The 17,789-nt window shown below is 71.0% G+C and carries 16 protein-coding genes; 12 read left to right on the top strand and 4 right to left on the bottom strand.

Annotation, left to right across the window (positions count from 1 at the left end):
• Positions 1–32: 32 nt before the first annotated feature.
• Positions 33–560 carry a DUF3224 domain-containing protein gene (locus tag ABZU43_RS31945; protein WP_355010114.1) on the bottom strand — a complete coding sequence of 176 codons (528 nt, stop codon included), beginning with the start codon at positions 558–560 and terminating at the stop codon, positions 33–35.
• Here ABZU43_RS31945 and ABZU43_RS31940 point away from each other — a divergent pair.
• Positions 550–882, top strand: coding sequence for a putative quinol monooxygenase (locus ABZU43_RS31940; protein ID WP_355010091.1), 333 nt, complete (start codon positions 550–552; stop codon positions 880–882). The two genes, ABZU43_RS31945 and ABZU43_RS31940, sit on opposite strands and share 11 nt — an antisense overlap.
• Positions 883–939: 57 nt before the next feature.
• Here the strand turns inward: ABZU43_RS31940 and pdxY are convergent, their stop codons facing one another.
• The 3 genes from pdxY to ABZU43_RS31925 form a co-directional block, all read right to left on the bottom strand.
• Positions 940–1,791 (bottom strand): pyridoxal kinase PdxY, encoded by an 852-nt coding sequence (pdxY, locus tag ABZU43_RS31935; RefSeq protein ID WP_355010090.1) that lies wholly within the window; start codon positions 1,789–1,791, stop codon positions 940–942.
• Between the two features lie 177 nt (positions 1,792–1,968).
• On the bottom strand, positions 1,969–2,763 hold the full coding sequence (locus ABZU43_RS31930) for a serine protease (protein ID WP_355010089.1): 795 nt from the start codon (positions 2,761–2,763) through the stop codon (positions 1,969–1,971).
• A gap of 151 nt (positions 2,764–2,914) precedes the next feature.
• Positions 2,915–3,931 carry a LacI family DNA-binding transcriptional regulator gene (locus tag ABZU43_RS31925; RefSeq protein ID WP_355010088.1) on the bottom strand — a complete coding sequence of 339 codons (1,017 nt, stop codon included), beginning with the start codon at positions 3,929–3,931 and terminating at the stop codon, positions 2,915–2,917.
• 254 nt (positions 3,932–4,185) lie between these two features.
• Here ABZU43_RS31925 and ABZU43_RS31920 point away from each other — a divergent pair, with 254 nt between their 5' ends.
• The 11 genes from ABZU43_RS31920 (at position 4,186) to ABZU43_RS31870 (ending at position 17,637) form a co-directional block, all read left to right on the top strand.
• Positions 4,186–6,540, top strand: coding sequence for an AbfB domain-containing protein (locus ABZU43_RS31920; protein ID WP_355010087.1), 2,355 nt, complete (start codon positions 4,186–4,188; stop codon positions 6,538–6,540).
• A gap of 463 nt (positions 6,541–7,003) precedes the next feature.
• Entirely contained in the window at positions 7,004–8,296 is a 1,293-nt protein-coding gene (locus ABZU43_RS31915; RefSeq protein WP_355010086.1) for a cytochrome P450, read from the top strand.
• A 263-nt stretch (positions 8,297–8,559) separates the two neighbouring features.
• A complete protein-coding gene (locus ABZU43_RS31910; RefSeq protein WP_355010085.1) occupies positions 8,560–9,042 on the top strand; it encodes a helix-turn-helix transcriptional regulator in 483 nt (160 codons plus the stop codon).
• 250 nt (positions 9,043–9,292) lie between these two features.
• Positions 9,293–11,692, top strand: coding sequence for a nitrate- and nitrite sensing domain-containing protein (locus ABZU43_RS31905; protein ID WP_355010084.1), 2,400 nt, complete (start codon positions 9,293–9,295; stop codon positions 11,690–11,692).
• Between the two features lie 16 nt (positions 11,693–11,708).
• Positions 11,709–12,113 (top strand): roadblock/LC7 domain-containing protein, encoded by a 405-nt coding sequence (locus ABZU43_RS31900; protein ID WP_030490280.1) that lies wholly within the window; start codon positions 11,709–11,711, stop codon positions 12,111–12,113.
• Positions 12,114–12,166: 53 nt separating this feature from the next.
• Positions 12,167–13,360: an ABC transporter substrate-binding protein gene (locus tag ABZU43_RS31895; protein ID WP_355010083.1), complete on the top strand. Its 1,194-nt coding sequence runs from the start codon at positions 12,167–12,169 to the stop codon at positions 13,358–13,360.
• Positions 13,357–14,253 carry a branched-chain amino acid ABC transporter permease gene (locus tag ABZU43_RS31890; protein WP_355010082.1) on the top strand — a complete coding sequence of 299 codons (897 nt, stop codon included), beginning with the start codon at positions 13,357–13,359 and terminating at the stop codon, positions 14,251–14,253. The genes ABZU43_RS31895 and ABZU43_RS31890 overlap by 4 nt, the downstream gene beginning before the upstream one ends.
• Entirely contained in the window at positions 14,250–15,269 is a 1,020-nt protein-coding gene (locus ABZU43_RS31885; RefSeq protein WP_355010081.1) for a branched-chain amino acid ABC transporter permease, read from the top strand. The genes ABZU43_RS31890 and ABZU43_RS31885 overlap by 4 nt, the downstream gene beginning before the upstream one ends.
• Positions 15,266–16,009: an ABC transporter ATP-binding protein gene (locus ABZU43_RS31880; protein ID WP_355010080.1), complete on the top strand. Its 744-nt coding sequence runs from the start codon at positions 15,266–15,268 to the stop codon at positions 16,007–16,009. The genes ABZU43_RS31885 and ABZU43_RS31880 overlap by 4 nt, the downstream gene beginning before the upstream one ends.
• Positions 16,009–16,779, top strand: a complete 771-nt coding sequence (locus ABZU43_RS31875; protein ID WP_355010079.1) for an ABC transporter ATP-binding protein — start codon at positions 16,009–16,011, stop codon at positions 16,777–16,779. Before ABZU43_RS31880 ends, ABZU43_RS31875 begins: the two co-directional genes overlap by 1 nt.
• A 54-nt stretch (positions 16,780–16,833) precedes the next feature.
• Positions 16,834–17,637 carry a methyltransferase domain-containing protein gene (locus ABZU43_RS31870; protein WP_355010078.1) on the top strand — a complete coding sequence of 268 codons (804 nt, stop codon included), beginning with the start codon at positions 16,834–16,836 and terminating at the stop codon, positions 17,635–17,637.
• Positions 17,638–17,789: the final 152 nt, after the last annotated feature.

Raw genomic sequence — 17,789 nt, 5'->3', positions numbered from 1 at the left:
TGCCGATCCGTCGACCATCCGCAAGGCGGGCGTCAGGACAGGTCGTAGTCGAACCAGATGCTGTGGGTGCCGTCTTCGTCGACTGTCAGGCCTCCCGTTCCACGGATGCCGGTCAGGCCGCCGGTGCCGCTCGTGGGGACGATCGTCAGGAACTCGGCCTGCCGGTCCTGACCCGTGGTGGTGGCGGAGTGCACGAAGTTGAAGGTGCCCGCGTGGCCGGCGACACTGCCCTCGAACGACTCCATGGCGACGTACGTGCCGGTGCCGGTCGCGGGATCGAAGGCGGCCGTGAAGAGTGTTTCGGATCGGCCGTCGACCTCTCCGGTGAACGTCTTGCGCATGGTGGCGACGCCGACCGGCAGGCCGGTCTTGACCTCGGGGCTCGGCACGGGGACCGCGGTGAACTCAGCCACGTCAAAGGTTCCGATTGCTCGCATGTCCCGCACGGTAGTCCGCTCGCCTGACATTTCCGCCAGGATTACGAGCGCTTCCAGCCGGCTGTCCGGCTGACGTCGACGGGTGACCCGTCCGGCTGGGTAACCTGACGCCATGATCTTCATCACCGCCAAGTTCCGGGTCCTTGCCGAGCACGCCGACCGGTGGCCGCAGATCGCCGCCGAGTTCACCGAGGCGACCCGGGCGGAGCCGGGCTGCCTGTGGTTCGACTGGTCCCGCAGCGTGGACGATCCCACCGAGTACGTGCTGGTCGAGGCGTTCCGCGACGACCAGGCCGGCGGGGCGCACGTGCAGTCCGCGCATTTCCGCGCGGCCCAGCAGACCCTGCCGCCGTACCTGGCCGAGACCCCGCGGATCGTGAACGCCACAGTGCCGCAGGACGACTGGTCGCTGCTCGGCGAGATGGCCGTTCCCGAGGGTCGCTGACCGCCACCGGTCAGCGGTCCGCGACCGTCGGCGACGCAGCCGGTCCGGGACCCGCCGTCAGCGCAGGCGGCGGGCGGTGAACCGGGCCGGCGGGTCGGCGATCATGTCCTGCGCCGCGATCAGCTGGATCTCCCGGGTGCCCGCCGCGAGAGTGGCCTCGAGCACGGCGTAGACGGAGGCGATGGTGCGTTCCAGCGCGGTCGCGGGTGAGCCGGTCGTCCACAGGTGGGCGAGGTACAGCGCCGCGGTGACGTCGCCCCCACCGTTCGGGTTGATCGGCAGCAGCGGCGTGGTCACCGCCCAGGCGCCCTCGTCGGAGACCGCCACCACCTCCAGCGAGTCCGGGGGCAGGTCGGCGTGGAGCACGCTGGTCACCAGGACGTGCCGTGGCCCGGTCGCCCGCACCACGTCGACCGCGTCCAGCACCTCGGCGAGCGAGTTCGTGGTGCGACCGGCGAGGAAGTCCAGCTCGAAGTGGTTCGGCGTGATGATGTCCGCACGGGGCACGACGGTGTCCCGTAGGTACTCCGGAATCCCCGGCCGGACGAACATGCCCCGGCCGGCGTCGCCCATCACCGGGTCACAGCAGTACACCGCGGCCGGGTTGGTCGCCTTGACCGTCGCCACCGCGTCGAGGATCACCGCGCCCATGGCCGGGTCGCCCTGGTAGCCGGAGAGCACCGCGTCGGCGCTGCCGAGGACTCCGCGGTCCTCGATGCCCGCGATCACCTCGGCCACGTCCGCCGCCGGGAGCATCGGGCCCCGCCACGCGCCGTAGCCGGTGTGGTTGGAGAAGTGCACGGTCAGGACCGGCCAGACCTCGTGCCCGAGGCGTTGCAGCGGAAAGACCGCCGCCGAGTTGCCGACGTGACCGTAGGCGACAGACGACTGGATGGACAGGATCTTCACCGGCCCATCATCGCCGCTGCGGACGACGGCGCACCGACGGCCCGCCGTTTCTGTCGGGTGGCCCACTCGCCGCCTGAGCGTCGGAACGGCACGAACGGGCGACCCGGACCGTGTCGTCCGGGCCGCCCGAGCGGTGGCGGGCCGACCAACGCGCTGGGTGGCCGTCCCGTCGTACGGTCAGCCGCCGAGGCTCGCCGCGGCCGAGGCGATGGACGAGGCGAAGTAGCTCACCTGGGTGTAGACACCCGGGTAGTTGGGCCGGGCGCAGCCGTTGCCCCAGCTGACGATGCCGACCTGGATCCAGGCGTTGGAGGCGTCGCGGCGGAACATCGGGCCACCCGAGTCACCCTGGCAGGTGTCAGTGCCGCCGCTGGCATAGCCGGCGCAGATCTCCTGGGCGGGGATGAGATCCCCGCCGTAGTTGGCGTTGCAGGTGGAGTCGCTGACGAACGGCACTGTCGCCTTGAGCAGGTACCGCTGCTGGCCGCCGCCCTCGCGTGCGGCGCCCCAGCCGGCCACGGTGAAGGTGCCGCTGTCGTACGCGGTGGTGCTGGCGATCGGCAGCGTGCTCAGGCCGGTGACGGGGCTGGCCAGGCGGATCAGCGCCCAGTCGCGACCGGCGCCGTTGTAGCCGGGGGCACGGTAGACGTAGTTGGACCGGACGGTGATCCGGCTGGACGACTGGAGGTCGACCGTCCCGAGCGTCGCGGTGATGCTGGTGTTGGTGCCGGTCGCGCCCACGCAGTGCGCCGCGGTGAGCACCAGCCGGGGGCTGTACAGCGCCCCGCCGCAGCCCATCGAGAGACGGACCATGAACGGGAACTCGCCCTGCGCGGCGCGGGTGCCACCGACGACGTTCGGCGTCATGGGGCTGTCGGCCGCGGCGGCCGGCGCGGTGAGGGTGAGGCTGGCCGCGGTCACCGCGGCCAACGCGGTGGCCAGCAGGCCAGTGAGGGTACGCCAGCGAACCATGCATTCCTCCGCATCAGGATGGCACGCCTCGTGAGCGCACCGCAGTCGAGATAGCGGTCATCATATTGAGGTCTATGGATCTAGTGGGTCATCCTCTCTGGGTCGTACCACCGGCGGTATGGATCTCGCACGGCGCGCGGGCGACCGGTGGTCAGGCGTCCGGCGTGCCCGTGCTCTCTCGGCGGAGAAGCCGGAACGGTGTCTGCACGGTCAGCGGTCCCGCGACCTCCGCGCCCTCGATGCGGGCGACGAGGCGGCGCACCGCGAGACGGCCGATCTCCCTCTTGTCCGGGGCGATCGTGGTGAGGGTCGGGGCAGTGAACCGCCCCTCCTCGATGTCGTCGATCCCGACCACCGCGACGTCCTCGGGCACCCGGTGACCGGCCTCGGCCAGCGCCCGCAGCGCGCCGATGGCGACCAGGTCGTTGTAACCGAACACCGCGTCCGGCGGATCACCGAGGGCGAGCAAGTCACGCATGGCGCGCATGCCGTCGAGCCGACCGAACGCGTCGGTGCGGGCCACCAGCCGTTGTCGGTACGGCAGGCCGGCGGCCGCCAGGGCCTCCCGGTAACCCCGGACCCGCAGGTGGGCCGACTGCCGGTCACCTCCTGGCGTGGCGCCGATGAACGCGATCCGGCGGCGGCCGATCGCCACGAGGTGCCGGATCGCCGCGTGGCTGGCGGCGACGTTGTCGATGGCGATGTGGTCGTGTGGCACGTCGTAGACGCCCTCGCCGATCAGCACGAGTGGGCTGCCGGCCGACCGGGCCAGCACCTCCTCCCGGCCGATGCGCACCGGGCTGAGGATCAGGCCGTCGATGATGCGCTGTCGCGAGCCGTCGAGGAGCGCCAACTCCGCCTCCCGGTCCGCTGCGGTGTTCTCCATGACGAGCGTGTAGCCGAGCACGGCGGCCTCGGAGATGGCGATCTCGGCGAGCTCGGCGAAGTACGGGTTGGTCAGTTCCGGGACAGCCAAGGCGATCAGGCCGGTACGGCCCCGACGGAGGTGCCGGGCGCCGAGGTTGGGGCTGTAGCCGAGTTCATCGATCGCCTGCTGCACCCGTTGTCGGGTCCGCTCCCCCACCGGCCGGTACCCGTTCACCACATTGGAGACCGTGGCCAGCGAGACACCGGCGCGCTGGGCGATGTCCTTCAGGTTGACGCCCATCCCCAACCTTTCGCGCAGTCGACAGGCGGGCCGACCGGACATTGATGAACAGGCATTGACGGGAGGGTCGGCGCGGCTCTATAACGTTATACAGGTGATGATGGATGTCAATATTTTGCCGCCGCTGGCGCGTGGAGATCCCACCGACATCCGTCGCTGACGCCCGTCCCCCGTCAATGACCACCCGATGCCCACCACCCACGCGCTTCGGGCCTGGCTGCACCGCCCGCGGCGACTCGCCCCCCGGAGACGGCATGACACGTCACGTCCCCATCCGCCCCGCCCTGCCACTGCTGCTCATCCTCACCCTGGTCGCCGGCGTCCTCACCGCGCCCGCCTCGCCGGCGTACGCCGCACCGGCCAAGACGCCACCACTGACCACCCCCTGGACCAGCCAGGCCCTGACCGGCACCCCACTGCCCGAGTACCCGCGACCCCAGATGACGCGGCCGGACTGGCTCAACCTCAACGGCGAGTGGCAGCTACGCCAGTCGACGACCGACGACGCGCCGCAGTTCGGCACCAACCTGCCCGAGCGGGTCAACGTGCCGTTCCCGGTGGAGAGCGCCCTGTCCGGCATCCAGCGGGCCGCCAACGACAACCGCAACTACCTGTTCTACCGACGCACCGTCACCATCCCGGCGAACTGGTCGGGTCGGCGCACCCTGCTGCACTTCGGCGCCGTCGACTGGCAGAGCACCGTCTGGGTCAACGGTGTCCGCGTCGGCGCGCACACCGGCGGCTACGACGCCTTCACCTTCGACGTGACGCCCCAGCTCACCGCCGGAACGAACGAGATCGTCGTCAAGGTCTGGGACCCCACCGACACCCGGCAGAACGGGAGCCTGCCCGCCATCGGCAAGCAGACCAAGACACCCAGCGGGATCTTCTACACCCCCAGCTCCGGCATCTGGCAGACGGTGTGGATGGAGCCGGTGCCCGCCGCCTCGATCAGCAGCGTGGACGTCTACCCGAACCTGAGCAACAACACAGTGCGCGTTCGGGTCTTCACCCGGGGCGACGTGAGCGGCCACACAGTGCTCGCCGAGGCGCTGAACGGCACCACAGCGGTCGGCTCGGCTACCGGCGGCTTCACCGACTTCAGCGTGCCGGTGCCCAACGCCCGCCGCTGGTCACCCGACGACCCGTTCCTCTACAACCTCCGGGTGACAGTGCGCGGCACCACCGGGGCCACAGTGGACCGAACCACGCACTACTTCGGCATGCGGGAGATCACCACCGGCCTGGTCAACGGGGTGCTGCGTCCCAAGCTCAACGGCCAGTTCGTGTTCCAGGTCGGCACCCTCGACCAGGGCTTCTGGCCGGACGGGCTCTACACCGCGCCCACCGACGCCGCCCTCGCCTTCGACCTGCAGAAACACAAGGACCTGGGCTTCAACATGGTGCGCAAGCACATCAAGGTCGAGCCGCAGCGCTGGTTCTACCACGCCGACCGGCTCGGACTGTTGGTCTGGCAGGACATCCCGTCGCTGACGGCACAGGATGTCAACCCCACCGACGCCCAGCAGGCGCAGTTCGAGGCCGAGGCACGCGAGATCGTCGACGAGCACCGCAGCTCACCCGCCGTGATCGCGTACACGCCGTACAACGAGGGCTGGGGCGAGCGGTCCCTCGCCGACACCCGACGGGTCGCACAGAACATCAAGAACCAGGACCCGACCCGTCTGGTCAACCCGCACAGCGGCCACAACTGCTGCCAGTCCCTCGGCAACCCCGGCAACGGCGACATCGACGACTGGCACGTCTACCTCGGCCCGGACTCGCCCGTACCGTCGAGCAGCCGGATCGCGGTGCTCGGCGAGTTCGGCGGCCTGGGACTGCACACGTCGGGCCACGAGTACAGCCCGAGCGGCAGCTTCTTCGCCTACGAGTGGCAGTCCAGCTCGACCGCCCTGACCGACCGGTACGTGGGGCTGGTGCAGGGCACCCAGAACCTGATGCTCGGCAAGGGGCTCAGCGCCTCGATCTACACCGAGATCACCGACCTGGAGGGTGAGCTGAACGGGTTCATCACCTACGACCGCCAGGTGATCAAAATGGACCAGGCGCGGGTACGCGCCGCCAACACCGCCCTGATCAACGCCTCGAAGACCATCGGCAGTTCGGCACCCGTCGCCCTACCCGTCAACACCCGCCGGTCGTTGCAGGTGACCACGCCCGGCTTCACCAACCGCTACCTACGCCACCAGGACAGCCTGGCCTACACAGAGGTGGTCGACGCCGCAAGCTCCGGCCTGCTCAAGGCCGACGCCACGTACACCATCAGGCCCGGTCTGGCCGGTTCCGGTTGCTTCTCGTTCGAGTCGGTCAACTTTCCCGGGCAGTACCTGCGCCACCAGAACTCCCGGGTCCGCAACTCGCCGGACGACGGCTCCGCGCTGCTGCGCGCCGATGCCACCTGGTGCGCCCGCACCGGGCTGACCGGCACCGGCGTGTCGCTGGAGTCGTACAACTTCCGGGGTAGGTACCTGCGGCACTACAACGCGGAGGTCTGGCTGAGCAACGGCGCCGGCGGCGACGCTTACAACACGCCGACGTCGTGGACCGCCGACAGCACATGGAACATCGCCACCCCGTGGGCGCCCTGACCGCTGGGCGCTGACCGGGCCGTCACGATGAAAGAAGGGCGGGGGTTCCGGCGTGGACCGGAACCCCCGCGAGGCGTGGGCGGTGTCGCGGGCCGACTCCGCCGACCGATTTCATCAGCGCCAGGGTCTTCGGCAGCGGTCGGTGACCGGGCCCCGGCGTCACTTCTCGTCTCGGGTGTCGTTTCCCCGATCATGAGCGAAAGCGGCGAGTTGATTGCATCCCCGGCCGGGTCGACTTCAGGGCAAAGACCGAGCCGCAACTTGCATGCGGCCAGATTCACTCGGCTGTTGCAACACGCAATTATGCCGACCAATAAATAGACGATAACCAATCTTGACTTGCACGGTCGCCCAGCGCACCGTAAAGAGTCAGAGGCAGATGCACGCCATTATCGGCCCGGCTGAAGTGGATCGCCAATGGGGCGCTGCCGGTTTCGCGCCGCGTGCAACCAGGAGGCTTTCCATGCGGTTGAATCCGTTTACCGGGGTCTATCTCGCCGATCCGGCAAGCACGTGGCGGCGCATTCTCGACGATCCCGCCGGGGTGCACTACGCCGAGGATCTGGGCCTGTGGCTGATCAGCCGGCACGCGGACGTCCGACGGGCCCTCGCCGACGCCACGACATTCGCCAACGCCCTCACCCTCGCCCCGGTCTACGAGGTGTGTCCACCGGCGCTGAACGTCATCATGCAGATCGACGCGCCACCCACGACGGCCGCGGCGGACCCACCGACACACCCGCGTACCCGGCGGGCCCTACGGGCGACCTTCGCGAACACCGCCGAGCGGGTCGAGGCAGAGTACGGCGGGATCATCCGACGCCGGGTCGACCAGTTGGTGTCCCGTCTCGCCGCCCGCCAGGGCGACCAGGTCGACCTGATCCCGGAGTTCGCGACCGAGCTTCCCCTGCTGGTGGTCCTGGACATCCTCGGGGTCCCCGACGCCGACATCGGACGGATCCGGAGTTGGGCGGACGGGCAGATCGCCCTCATCTGGGGGCAGCCGGACCCGGCCGAGCAGGTACGCCTGGCCCAGGGCCTGCTGGAGTTCTGGCACTACTGCGAGGACCTGGTCCGCCAGCGGGTGGACAGTGGACACCGGGGCGAGGACTTCATCAGCCGCGCGCTGGACTACCGGGACGACGACGACAGTGTGCTGACGGTGCCCGAGGTGGCGAGCCTCGCCTTCAACCTCCTGGTCGCGGGCCACGAGACCACCGCCGGCTTGCTCGCGCATGCCCTCGACCAGGCCCTCTCCGCTCCCCAGCGCTGGTCGGCGATCACCGCGGACCCGGGGCTCGTCCCCGCCTTCGTGGGTGAGACGCTCCGGTTCGCGCCCGCCATCGACGGCTGGCTGCGGGTGACCACCCGCGATGTCACGGTGGGGACGGTGACGATCCCCGCCGGGGAGCGTTGCCTGCTGTTGATCGGCGCGGCGAACCGGGACCCGGCGGCGTTCCATGATCCGGATCGGTTCGACCCACACCGGGCCGATGTGGGTAATCACCTGTCGTTCGGCCACGGTCCACATTTCTGCATCGGCGCGGGACTGGCGCGACTTGAAGCCGTAATCGCCCTCAGTCGGCTCGCCGAAGCCATTCCCGAGCTGAGGTTGTCACCGGAGCAACATCGGTCGCACAAACCCAATGTCGCGTTTCGTGCGCACCGCACGCTGCTCGCGATAATCGACGTCCCGGCGCCCACCGACGTGCCGGCGGCACGGAACGGCGCGACGGCCGAAGTGCGCGCGGGCTGAGCGGGCACCGGCTCCAGCGGTGCTGACCTGCGGACGGGTCGAGGGTGGGGTGGGTCGGCGTCGGCCCGTTTCACCCGGCGCGCCTCAGCGCCGGCACCGGGTCCGGCGAGAATCTTTCCGGCTTTTCCCGACGATCCATGCCGGTGAACGTCTTCACACCCATCGCTTCCTGGGTTAAGAATTGCCCTCTGTGAATGTTCGGCTCATCGGCCAATCTCGATCTGGCGTCCGCCGCTGAATGTCCGTTCCACGAAGGTGAGCGCATGGAGCACACGTCCCCGTCGAGCTCGGCCCACTCTGCGGCCAGTCAGCGGTTCCGACGGGAGTTGCGCGACTGCCGCGTCCAACGGGGTCTGACCCAACGAGCCCTGGCGGACCTGGTGCGGTTCAGCCGGGAGACGGTCGCGGCGGTCGAGTCAGGTCGCCGGTTCGGCAGTCACGAGTTCGCCCTGCGCTGCGACGACGTGCTCGGCACCGGCGGCCAGTTGGCCGCGCTGTGGCCGCAGGTCGCGGCCGAGCAGTTGGCGGCCGACGGTCGCCGAGGCCCCCGCGCCCCGGAGCCGGCTCGACTGGATCAGCAGGTGCCGCGCCAGCGCGGCCGGCGCGACGCGCGCGACCCGGGCGCCGTGGTGGACGCGATCGACGAGCTGCGTGAGCTGATCGGCCAGGTGCTCAACGGTCAACCCGAACCGGATGAACCGGAGCGGCGGCACCCGTCGGCCGAACCCCTCGACAACCAGCGCTGACCCGACGAGCCAACTCGACCTCGCGGCGTCACCGGTCGCTGACGTTGGGTACAGATGCTGGTACGGGCAGTTTGTACCACGGCCAGGTCTGGTCTATGAGCGCGGCTTCCGGCCGAATGAGACTTGCATTCGGCAACGTGCGGATAGACCGTCATCGAAGTCGTGGGAGTCAATCTTGGCGTCGAGCACCCGGTCCCACGCGGCCAGACCCTACCCGACCCGCCGACGCGGTTGGAAGATAGCCGGCCGGATGCGGCTCATCGTCGCGGCCCCGCTCGTCGCCGTGATCGGCTTCGCCGGTCTCGCACTGACCGAGAGCGCACGCCAGACGGCCCGCGCCAGCGACCTGCAGATCCTGGCCCAGGTCGGTGCCGAGGCCGGCGACCTGGGCTACCGTCTGCAACGCGAACGCATCGCCGCCGCCGACCTGCTCACCTACGCCCGGCCGGAGCAGCAGGACGCCTTCGGCGTGGAGATGGCCGCCACCGATGACGCCGTCGCCCGCTACCGCGGGCAGCGTGACCGACTGGCCACCGACAACGGCACCAGCTCGGCTCTCCTTCGGCGCATCGACGCCGCCCTGGACGGCCTCGCCCCGCTGCGCACCCAGGTGCGCACCGCCACGCACGCGTCGGTGTCGGCGATGACCTTCAGCTACCGCATCGCGATCGCCGACCTCATCAGCTTTCGGGAGAACGTCTCACACGGCGTGGTGGACGCCCCACTCGCCGACGGGATCCGGGCCTCGGCGGCGCTGTCGAAGGCGGCCGAGGCCATCGGTCAGCAACAGGTGGCCGTGCTGCGCGCCGTCGCGGGCGGCGAACTGACCCCGGCCATGCAGCAGGACATCACCGCCGCCCGCACCAGCTACACCGAGTCGAGCCTGTCGTTCCTGGCCCTGGCACCACCCGACTGGAGCATCTGGTGGGAGCAGGCCGGCACCGGCAAGGAGGCGCTGGCCCTGCAACGGATGCAGGACGAGGTGGCCCGGGCCCAGCCGGGGTCGCAACTGAAACTGGAAACCGACGACTGGGTGTCCACCACCCAGTCGCGCGCCGCCCGGCTGGCCGACCTGCGCGCCCGGGTCGACAACGCGGTCCGCGACGACGTTCGGGCCGCGCACGCCGACCAGCGCCGCCGCGCCGTCGCCGAGGCGGCCAGCGTTCTCCTGGCCCTGATCCTGACTGCGTTGGTGACCTGGGCCGTCGCTCGGCAGATCACCCGACGGCTGCGCCGGCTGCGGGACGCGGCCAACGCCGTTGCCTTCGAACAGCTCCCCGCCGTGGTGGCCCAGCTCCAACAGCCGGGCAGCGCCGCCGTCGACCCACACAAGCTGGCCCACCAGCAGTCCAGTGCCGCCCTCGAACCGTCCAGCGACGACGAGATCGGCGAACTGGGGCAGGCGTTCAGCGCCGTGCACCAGGCCGCCGTGCGGACCGCCGCCGAACAGGCCGTCATGCGCGCCAACACCGCCGACATCTTCATCCACCTGAGCCGCCGCGAACAGCGACTGGTCGACGCCGTCCTGGCCCAGGTCGACCTGGTCGAGCGGGACGAAACCGACCCCGACCGGCTGGACCAGCTGTACACACTGGACAACCTGGCGACCCGGATGGGCCGGATCAACGCCAGCCTGCTGGTGCTCGGCGGTGTCGGCGTGGGGCGCGTACGCCAGCGCGACGTTCCGCTGCAGCAGGTGCTCCAGGCAGCGCTGTCCCAGATCGAGCACTACGCACGGGTCCGACTCGGCATGATCGACGGGGATGTCGCGGTGGCCGCCAAGACCGTCGACGAGGTCGTGCACCTGCTCGCCGAACTCATGGACAACGCCACGACGTACTCGCCGCCGGGCAGCGAGACCTGGGTGAGCGGCCGAAGCCTGGGAGACCGCGTCATCGTCCAGATCAGCGACGAGGGCGTGGGGCTGTCCACGCAGCGGATGCAGCAACTCAACGAACTTCTGGCGCACCCGCCGGCCATCGACGTGGCCGCCGTACGGGCGATGGGGCTGGTCGTCGTGGGCCAGCTCGCGGCGCGGCTGGGCGTCACCGTCCAACTGCGACGCGGCCCCCGACGCGGCATCCTCGCCGAGGCGACACTGCCCGCGGCGATCATCCGGTCGCTGCCACCGGAGGAGTACCTGCTCGCACCCGGCCGGCTGTCGCGGCGGGCAGCTCGCACACCCAGCCCGCCGCCGCCGTACCAGCCGCGCCCCGAGCCCACCGCCGGCCGCCCGCCGACCGAACGGACCCTGCCGGCCGCGCCGGTCTTCCGACCGGCTCCCCCACCGCCGGACCGGGGTGACGCGCCCACCGAGGAGCTGCTCATCTTCGAACAGGTCAACCACTGGTTCCAGAACGACGTTGTCGACGGCCAGAACGGTCAGAACGGCCAGCAGTGGTCCAGCCCCGCCGACGACGCCTGGCGTACCGCCGCCCAGGCCCACACCCCCGAGGTCGCCACGACCACCAACTCCGGCCTGCCCAAACGCCAGCCGCAACGGCACCTCGTGCCCGGCGGTGTGACAGTGCCCCAGCAGCAGCAACGGTCCGAGTACCGCGACCCGGCGCAGGTGGCCACGGCGATGGCCGCGTACGCGCGGGGCGTGGCCAACCGACGGCGCACCCCGATCAACCTCGGTAACAAATGACGCGACAGGAGAGCACGTGACCGACCAACAGGATCTCGGCTGGCTGCTGGACAATTTCGCGGCGCGCGCGACCGAGGTCAGCCACGCGATCGCCATTTCCAGCGACGGCCTGATGGTGGCCGCCACCCGCGACCTGCCACCGGACCGGGCCGACCAGTTGGCCGCCACGGGTAGCGGGCTGGTGAGCCTGCTGCGGGGGGCGGCGGCCTTCTTCGACGCCGGCGCGGTGATCTCGAACGTCACCCAGCTCGAGGGCGGGTTCATGTTCTCCATGGCCTTCAACGACGGCGCCTCGCTGCTGGTGCTCGCCGCGCCCGAGTGTGACGTGGGCAAGGTCTCCTACGAGATGACCGAACTGGCCAACCGCATCGGGGACGCGCTGACCCCCGCTGCCCGGGCGGCGCTCGCCCGCAGCCGCTGACCACCCCGGCGCCCCCACGCCGGAGACCACTTCCCCTTCCTCTGGAGTTAGACATGCCTCTCACCACGCCTTGGCGCAGCCGTGCCCTCACCGCCGCGCTGCTCGCCGCCGTGCTGACCACCAGCACCGCCTGCGGCGACGACGCTCCGGGCACGAGCGCCGGCGGCTCGATAAAGATCGGCCTGCTCGCGTCGCTGTCCGGGACGTACCAGGCTGTTGGCACGGAGATCCGCGACGGCTTCCAGCTCTACCTGGACACCCACGACGGCAAGTTGGGCGGCCGGCAGGTCGACCTCGTCGTCGCGGACGAGGGCAACGGCGCGCAGACCGCCGTCCCGGCCGCGACCAAGCTGCTCAAGCAGGACCGGGTGTCCGCGCTCACCGGCATCGTCGGTGGAGGCTCGGTCGCCGGCGTCACCCCTCTGCTCAACGAGACGAAGGTGCCACTGGTCGGCTCCAACGGCCGGCCGGAGCTCAAGGACGTCTCCCGGGTCTGGCACACCTCGTACCTCTCCGACGAGCCCGGGGCGGCGATCGCCCAGCACGTCCGCGACAACGTCAAGGGCTCCGTGTACGCGATCGGCCCGGACTACCAGGGCGGTTGGGACGAGCTGCGCGGCTTCACCGACGCCTTCGGCAAGATCGGCGGGAAGCTCGCGAACGCCGACGGCAAGACGACCTTCACTCCCTTCCCGGCCACCACCAACTTCCTGCCGTACTTCGCCCGCATCAAGGCCTCCGGCGCGGCGGCCGTCTACACCTTCTACGCCGGCAGCGCCGCCGTCGACTTCGTGAAGCAGTACGCCCAGTCCGAGATCAAGGACATCCCGTTGTACGCGGCCGGGTTCCTCACCGAGGGCGGCGTGCTCAACGCGCAGGGCGAGGCCGCCCGGGACATCTACTCGGTGCTCAACTACTCGCCCGACCTCGACAACGCGGAGAACCGCGCCTTCGTGGCCGCGTGGAAGGCGAAGCACGACGGTTCGCCGACGACCTACGCGCTGGCCTCGTACGACGCGGCGGCGGTGCTCGACCGGGCGATCGGCGCGGCCGGAAACGACCCGACCCCCGAGGCCATCAACGCGGCTATCGGCCAACTCGGCCAGATCGCCAGCCCGCGTGGCACCTGGCAGTTCTCCACCGCCACGCACTCTCCCGTGCAGAAGTGGTACCTGCGGCAGGTCCGCCAGGACGGCCGGGCGCTGTCCAACACCGTCGTGGGCGACCTCGCGACCGTCGGCCGGTGATAGTGGTGGCGGCCGGCACGAACCGGATCGACCCGTACCTGATCCCGGCGTTGGACGGAGTCGCCTACGGGCTGCTCGTGTTCGTCGCCGCCTCGGGCCTGGTCTTCTGTTTCGGCGTCGCCAACATCCTCAACCTGGCGCACGGCCTGCTCTACGCGATCGGCGGGTACACCGCCGCGGCGCTGCTCGACGGCGGCTGGGCGAGCCTGGCGTTGGCGCTGACCGTCGGTGTGCTGGCCGCCGCCGCGGCGGGGGTGCTCCTGGCCGGCCTGCTCACACCGGTCGCCACCGGCAATCACCTGAGTCAGGCGCTGCTGACGTTCGGAGTGGCGCTGGCCGGCGGCAGCCTGCTCGTCGCCGGCTTCGGGCCCGACAACCCGCAGGTCCAGGTGCCCGCAGCCCTGGAGGGGTCGGTGATGGTCGCCGGTCACCGCTACGCCGCGTACCGGTTGGTCTTCATCGTCGTCGCGGCGGTGCTCGCCGCCGCCCTCTACCTGGTGGTGCGACGCACCAGGGCCGGGATGCTGGTCCGGGCGGCGGTCGACGACCCGGAGATGGTCGCGTGTCTGGGCGTGAGTCCGGCACGGATCCGGGCCGGTGTGCTCGCCGCCGCCGGCGCGCTGGCCGGCGCGGCCGGAGTCCTGGGCGCGCCCATCATCGGCCCCGGCACCGGCACCGCCGACACGGTGCTGCTGCTCTCCCTGGTGGTGGTCGTCCTCGGTGGTCTCGGGTCGATGGCGGGCACCCTGCTGGCCGCGCTCGCGATCGGCGAGATCCAGACGTTGGGAGTGGCGCTGCTGCCGTCCGCCGCACCGTTTCTGCTGTTCGCCGCCATGGCGGCCGTGCTGGCCGTACGGGCGCGTGGCCTGGCCGGCAGGTGGAGGGCGGCATGAGGGGCGAGGTGATCCGGCGAGTTCGAGGCGGCATCGCGGCGCTCGTCCTGGTCGGCCTGGTCGTGGCGCCCTGGGTGGTCGACGACTACACCACGGCGATCCTCGCCCGGACGCTGGCGCTGGCAGTGGTCGGGGTGAGCGTGGCCCTGCTCACCGGCGTCGCCGGCATGCCCACCCTCGGCCAGACCGCGCCGTACGCGGCCGGCGCCTACGCCTGCGCCGTGGTCGGCAGCCGGGTCTCCGATGTCGGCGTCGTGCAGCTCGTCGTCGCGGCGGCCGCCGGGGCGCTGCTGGCCGCGCTCACCGTGCCGCTCGTCGTGCACGCCCGCGGGGTGATCGTCCTGATGATCACCCTGGCCATCGGCGAACTCGTCGTCATCGTCCTGGGGCGGTGGCGGTCGGTGACCGGTGGCACGGACGGGCTGGCCGGCATCCCCGCGGTCCGCCCGTTCTGGGGGCTCCCGCCCCTGGCCAACGACCAGGCCCGTTACCTGTACGCCCTGGTCGTCGTGGCCACGCTGGTCGGCGCGGTGCTGGTGCTGCTGCGTACCCGGTCGGGGTTGGTGCTGCGTGCCGGCCGCGACGACGAGACGCGGTTGCGGGCCAGCGGTCACCGGGTGGCGTTGCACCTGTCCGGCGCGCACATCGCCGCCGGGGCGATCGCCGGCGCCGCCGGCTCGCTCCTGGTCGTCGCCCAGCAGTACATCTCCCCCGCCGACTTCGGCTTCGACACATCAGCGCTGCTGCTGCTCGGTGTCGTCATCGGTGGCACCGCCTCGGTGGGTGGCGCTCTGGTGGGTGCGGCGTTGGTCATCGCCGTCCGGGACTGGCTGTTCGGGGTGCTGCCCGGCCATGCGCCACTGGTGCTCGGCGCGCTGTTCGTGGCGACTGTCTACCTGCTGCCCACCGGTGTCAACCGGGCCCGGGGTCGGCTGCGCCCACCGGGCGCCGCGACGCCACAGCCGGACCAGCCAGCCGCCCATGACCAGGCCGACGTTGCGGAGCTGCACCGATGACCGGCCTGCTGGAAGCCCAGAAAATCAGCGTGCGGTACGGCTCTCTCGCCGCACTCGACGGCGTGGACCTGTGCATCCACGACGGCCAGCGGCACGCGTTGATCGGCCCGAACGGGGCCGGCAAGACGACCCTGCTCAACGTCCTCGGCGGGTCCACCCGGCCGCAACGCGGCACGGTGCGGTTCGACGGACGGGACGTCGGCCGACTCGGCCCGGCGGCCCGGGCCCGGCGGGGCATCAACCGCATCCACCAACGACCCGCGGTCTTCCCGACGCTCACCGCGACGGAGAACGTCGTGGTGGCCGCGCTGCCACGGATCATCCCGGGCGGCCGGTGGTGGCGGGGCGGCCGCCGACGCGCCGCACAGCGCCTGGCCGGTCCGCTGCTGGACCAGATGGGGCTCAGCACCGTCGCGGCGGTGCCCGCCGGGCACCTCGCCCACGGGCAACGACGCCAGTTGGAGATCGCGATGGCGATGGCCGGCCGCCCCCGCCTGCTGCTCCTCGACGAACCAGCGGCCGGGCTGTCCGCCGTCGAGGTCGGCCGGCTGGTCGAGGTCCTCCAGGCACTGCCCAGGGCGGTCGCCGTGTTACTGGTCGAACACCGACTGGACCTGGTGTACGCCCTCTCCGACACGGTCACGGTGCTGCGCGACGGTCAGACGTTGGCCGCCGGCACACCGGACGAGATCCGTACCTCGCCGCTGGTGCGGCAGGCCTACGCCGACGGGGTGGCCTGATGCTCACTGTGGATCGTCTCTGCGCCGGCTACGGCGGGGGAATCGTCCTGCACGAGGTCAGCCTGCGGGTACGCCCCGGCAGCATCCAGGCCGTGGTGGGCCGCAACGGGGCGGGCAAGAGCACGCTCGTGCACACCATCGCCGGGCTGGTGAGGGCGTCCAGCGGTCGCATCGAGATCGGCGGCGTGCACGTCGCCGGCCGACAACCGCATCGCATCGCCCAGTCCGGCGTCGGTCTCGTCCCGCAGGGCCGACGGGTCTTCTCCCGGCTGACAGTGGCCGAGCACCTGCACCTGGCGGCCGCGCCGTGGCGGGCCCCCACCTCCGGCGGCGAAGGCTGGACGGTCGCCCGCACCCTGGAGTTGCTGCCGAGGCTGGCGGTGCGGCTGCGGCACCGCGGCTGCGAACTCTCCGGTGGCGAGCAGCAGATGCTGGCGATAGCCCGTGCGCTGCTCGGCCAACCCCGGGTGCTGCTGCTCGACGAACCATGTGAGGGGCTCTCGCCCGATCTGGCGGCGCGGGTCCGCGAACTCGTCAACGGTCTCGCCGCCGACGGCCTGACAGTGCTGCTCGTGGAGCAGCAGCTCCAGTACGCCATCGAGCTCGCGGACCGGGTGGCGGTGCTGGAGTACGGCCGGGTGGTCTACGACCGGCCGACCGCGGAGGCCCGCCGCGATCCGGCCCCACTGGCGGCGATGTTGAGCGTCGCCGCCGTTGCGCCGCCCCCGGCCAACAGAGCGACCCCTCGGCTCTGGGCCGACACCCCGTAGTAGTCACCCGACCCTTCTCGAGTCACCCGACCCTTCACGGAGAGGTAGACACCGATGACAACCGCTGCACGCGATGACACGTACACATTCGACAACGGCGCGCCGGACGCCGTTCCCCAGATGCACGCGCTGGAGTCCTTCCTGGACCCGATCACGACGCGTCGGCTGGCCCGCCCGGTGCTGGAGCCCGGCGCGACCTGCTGGGAGGTCGGGGCCGGTGGCGGCTCGATGGCCCGGCGGATGGCCCGCGCGGTCGGCGACGACGGGCACGTGCTGGCCACCGACATCGACCCCACACACCTGGTGGCCGAGGGCAACCTGCACGTACGCCAGCACGACGTGCGCACCGAACCGCCACCCGGGGCCGCGTTCGACCTGATCCACGCCCGGCTGGTGCTGCTGCACCTTCCCGATCGACGACGGGTCCTGCGTACCCTCACCGGCGCGCTGGCGCCCGGCGGGTGGCTGGTGGTCGAGGAGTTCGACTGCACCGCGCCGCAGCGGGTGTTGACCGCGCCCAGCGACGACGCCGCGAAGCTCTTCGCGCAGGTCATGGACGCCATGATGGGTGTCCTGGAGGACCACGGCGCCGACCTGGGATGGGCGCAGGACGTCCACACCGAGATGGCCCTCGCCGGTCTGACCGACCTGGACACCATCACCCACTCGCAGAGCTGGGCCGGCGGGTCGACCGGAACATCGCTCTACGAGACCAACTCCCGCCAGTTGGAACCGGACCTGCTGGCTGCCGGGCTGTCGCCCCAGCAACTCAACGCCTTCCGACGGCTGCTCCGTGACCCCGGGTTCGCCGTCATGTCGTACCACTTCGTCTCCACGCGTGGCCGCCTGCCGAGCTGAGCACGCGGACCACCGCGCGGAGCGCGGTCACGCCGTCCGTACCTCTCCCGTGCGCAGCACCTCCCCCCGCTTCGCCCCGGACAGCGACCGCCGCAACCCGCGCACATAGGTACGCAGATTCGCGGCGGCCGACGCCGGCTCGTCGTCGCCCC

The sequence above is a fragment of the Micromonospora sp. NPDC005205 genome, assembly GCF_040608275.1.
Classification (GTDB): domain Bacteria; phylum Actinomycetota; class Actinomycetes; order Mycobacteriales; family Micromonosporaceae; genus Micromonospora.
The sequence above is the reverse complement of the archived record's forward strand: the minus strand, read 5'-3'. Positions and strand labels throughout refer to the sequence as shown.

Excerpts from the sequence above, each read along its gene's own strand:
- ABZU43_RS31910 (WP_355010085.1), top strand. The coding sequence starts at position 8,560 with ATGGAGCACACGTCCCCGTCGAGCTCGGCCCACTCTGCGGCCAGTCAG.
- ABZU43_RS31925 (WP_355010088.1), bottom strand. The coding sequence starts at position 3,931 with ATGGGCGTCAACCTGAAGGACATCGCCCAGCGCGCCGGTGTCTCGCTG.
- ABZU43_RS31920 (WP_355010087.1), top strand. The coding sequence starts at position 4,186 with ATGACACGTCACGTCCCCATCCGCCCCGCCCTGCCACTGCTGCTCATC.
- ABZU43_RS31885 (WP_355010081.1), top strand. The coding sequence starts at position 14,250 with ATGAGGGGCGAGGTGATCCGGCGAGTTCGAGGCGGCATCGCGGCGCTC.
- ABZU43_RS31930 (WP_355010089.1), bottom strand. The coding sequence starts at position 2,763 with ATGGTTCGCTGGCGTACCCTCACTGGCCTGCTGGCCACCGCGTTGGCC.
- ABZU43_RS31880 (WP_355010080.1), top strand. The coding sequence starts at position 15,266 with ATGACCGGCCTGCTGGAAGCCCAGAAAATCAGCGTGCGGTACGGCTCT.
- ABZU43_RS31875 (WP_355010079.1), top strand. The coding sequence starts at position 16,009 with ATGCTCACTGTGGATCGTCTCTGCGCCGGCTACGGCGGGGGAATCGTC.
- ABZU43_RS31945 (WP_355010114.1), bottom strand. The coding sequence starts at position 560 with ATGAAGATCATGGCGTCAGGTTACCCAGCCGGACGGGTCACCCGTCGA.
- ABZU43_RS31905 (WP_355010084.1), top strand. The coding sequence starts at position 9,293 with ATGCGGCTCATCGTCGCGGCCCCGCTCGTCGCCGTGATCGGCTTCGCC.
- ABZU43_RS31915 (WP_355010086.1), top strand. The coding sequence starts at position 7,004 with ATGCGGTTGAATCCGTTTACCGGGGTCTATCTCGCCGATCCGGCAAGC.
- ABZU43_RS31895 (WP_355010083.1), top strand. The coding sequence starts at position 12,167 with ATGCCTCTCACCACGCCTTGGCGCAGCCGTGCCCTCACCGCCGCGCTG.
- ABZU43_RS31940 (WP_355010091.1), top strand. The coding sequence starts at position 550 with ATGATCTTCATCACCGCCAAGTTCCGGGTCCTTGCCGAGCACGCCGAC.
- ABZU43_RS31870 (WP_355010078.1), top strand. The coding sequence starts at position 16,834 with ATGACAACCGCTGCACGCGATGACACGTACACATTCGACAACGGCGCG.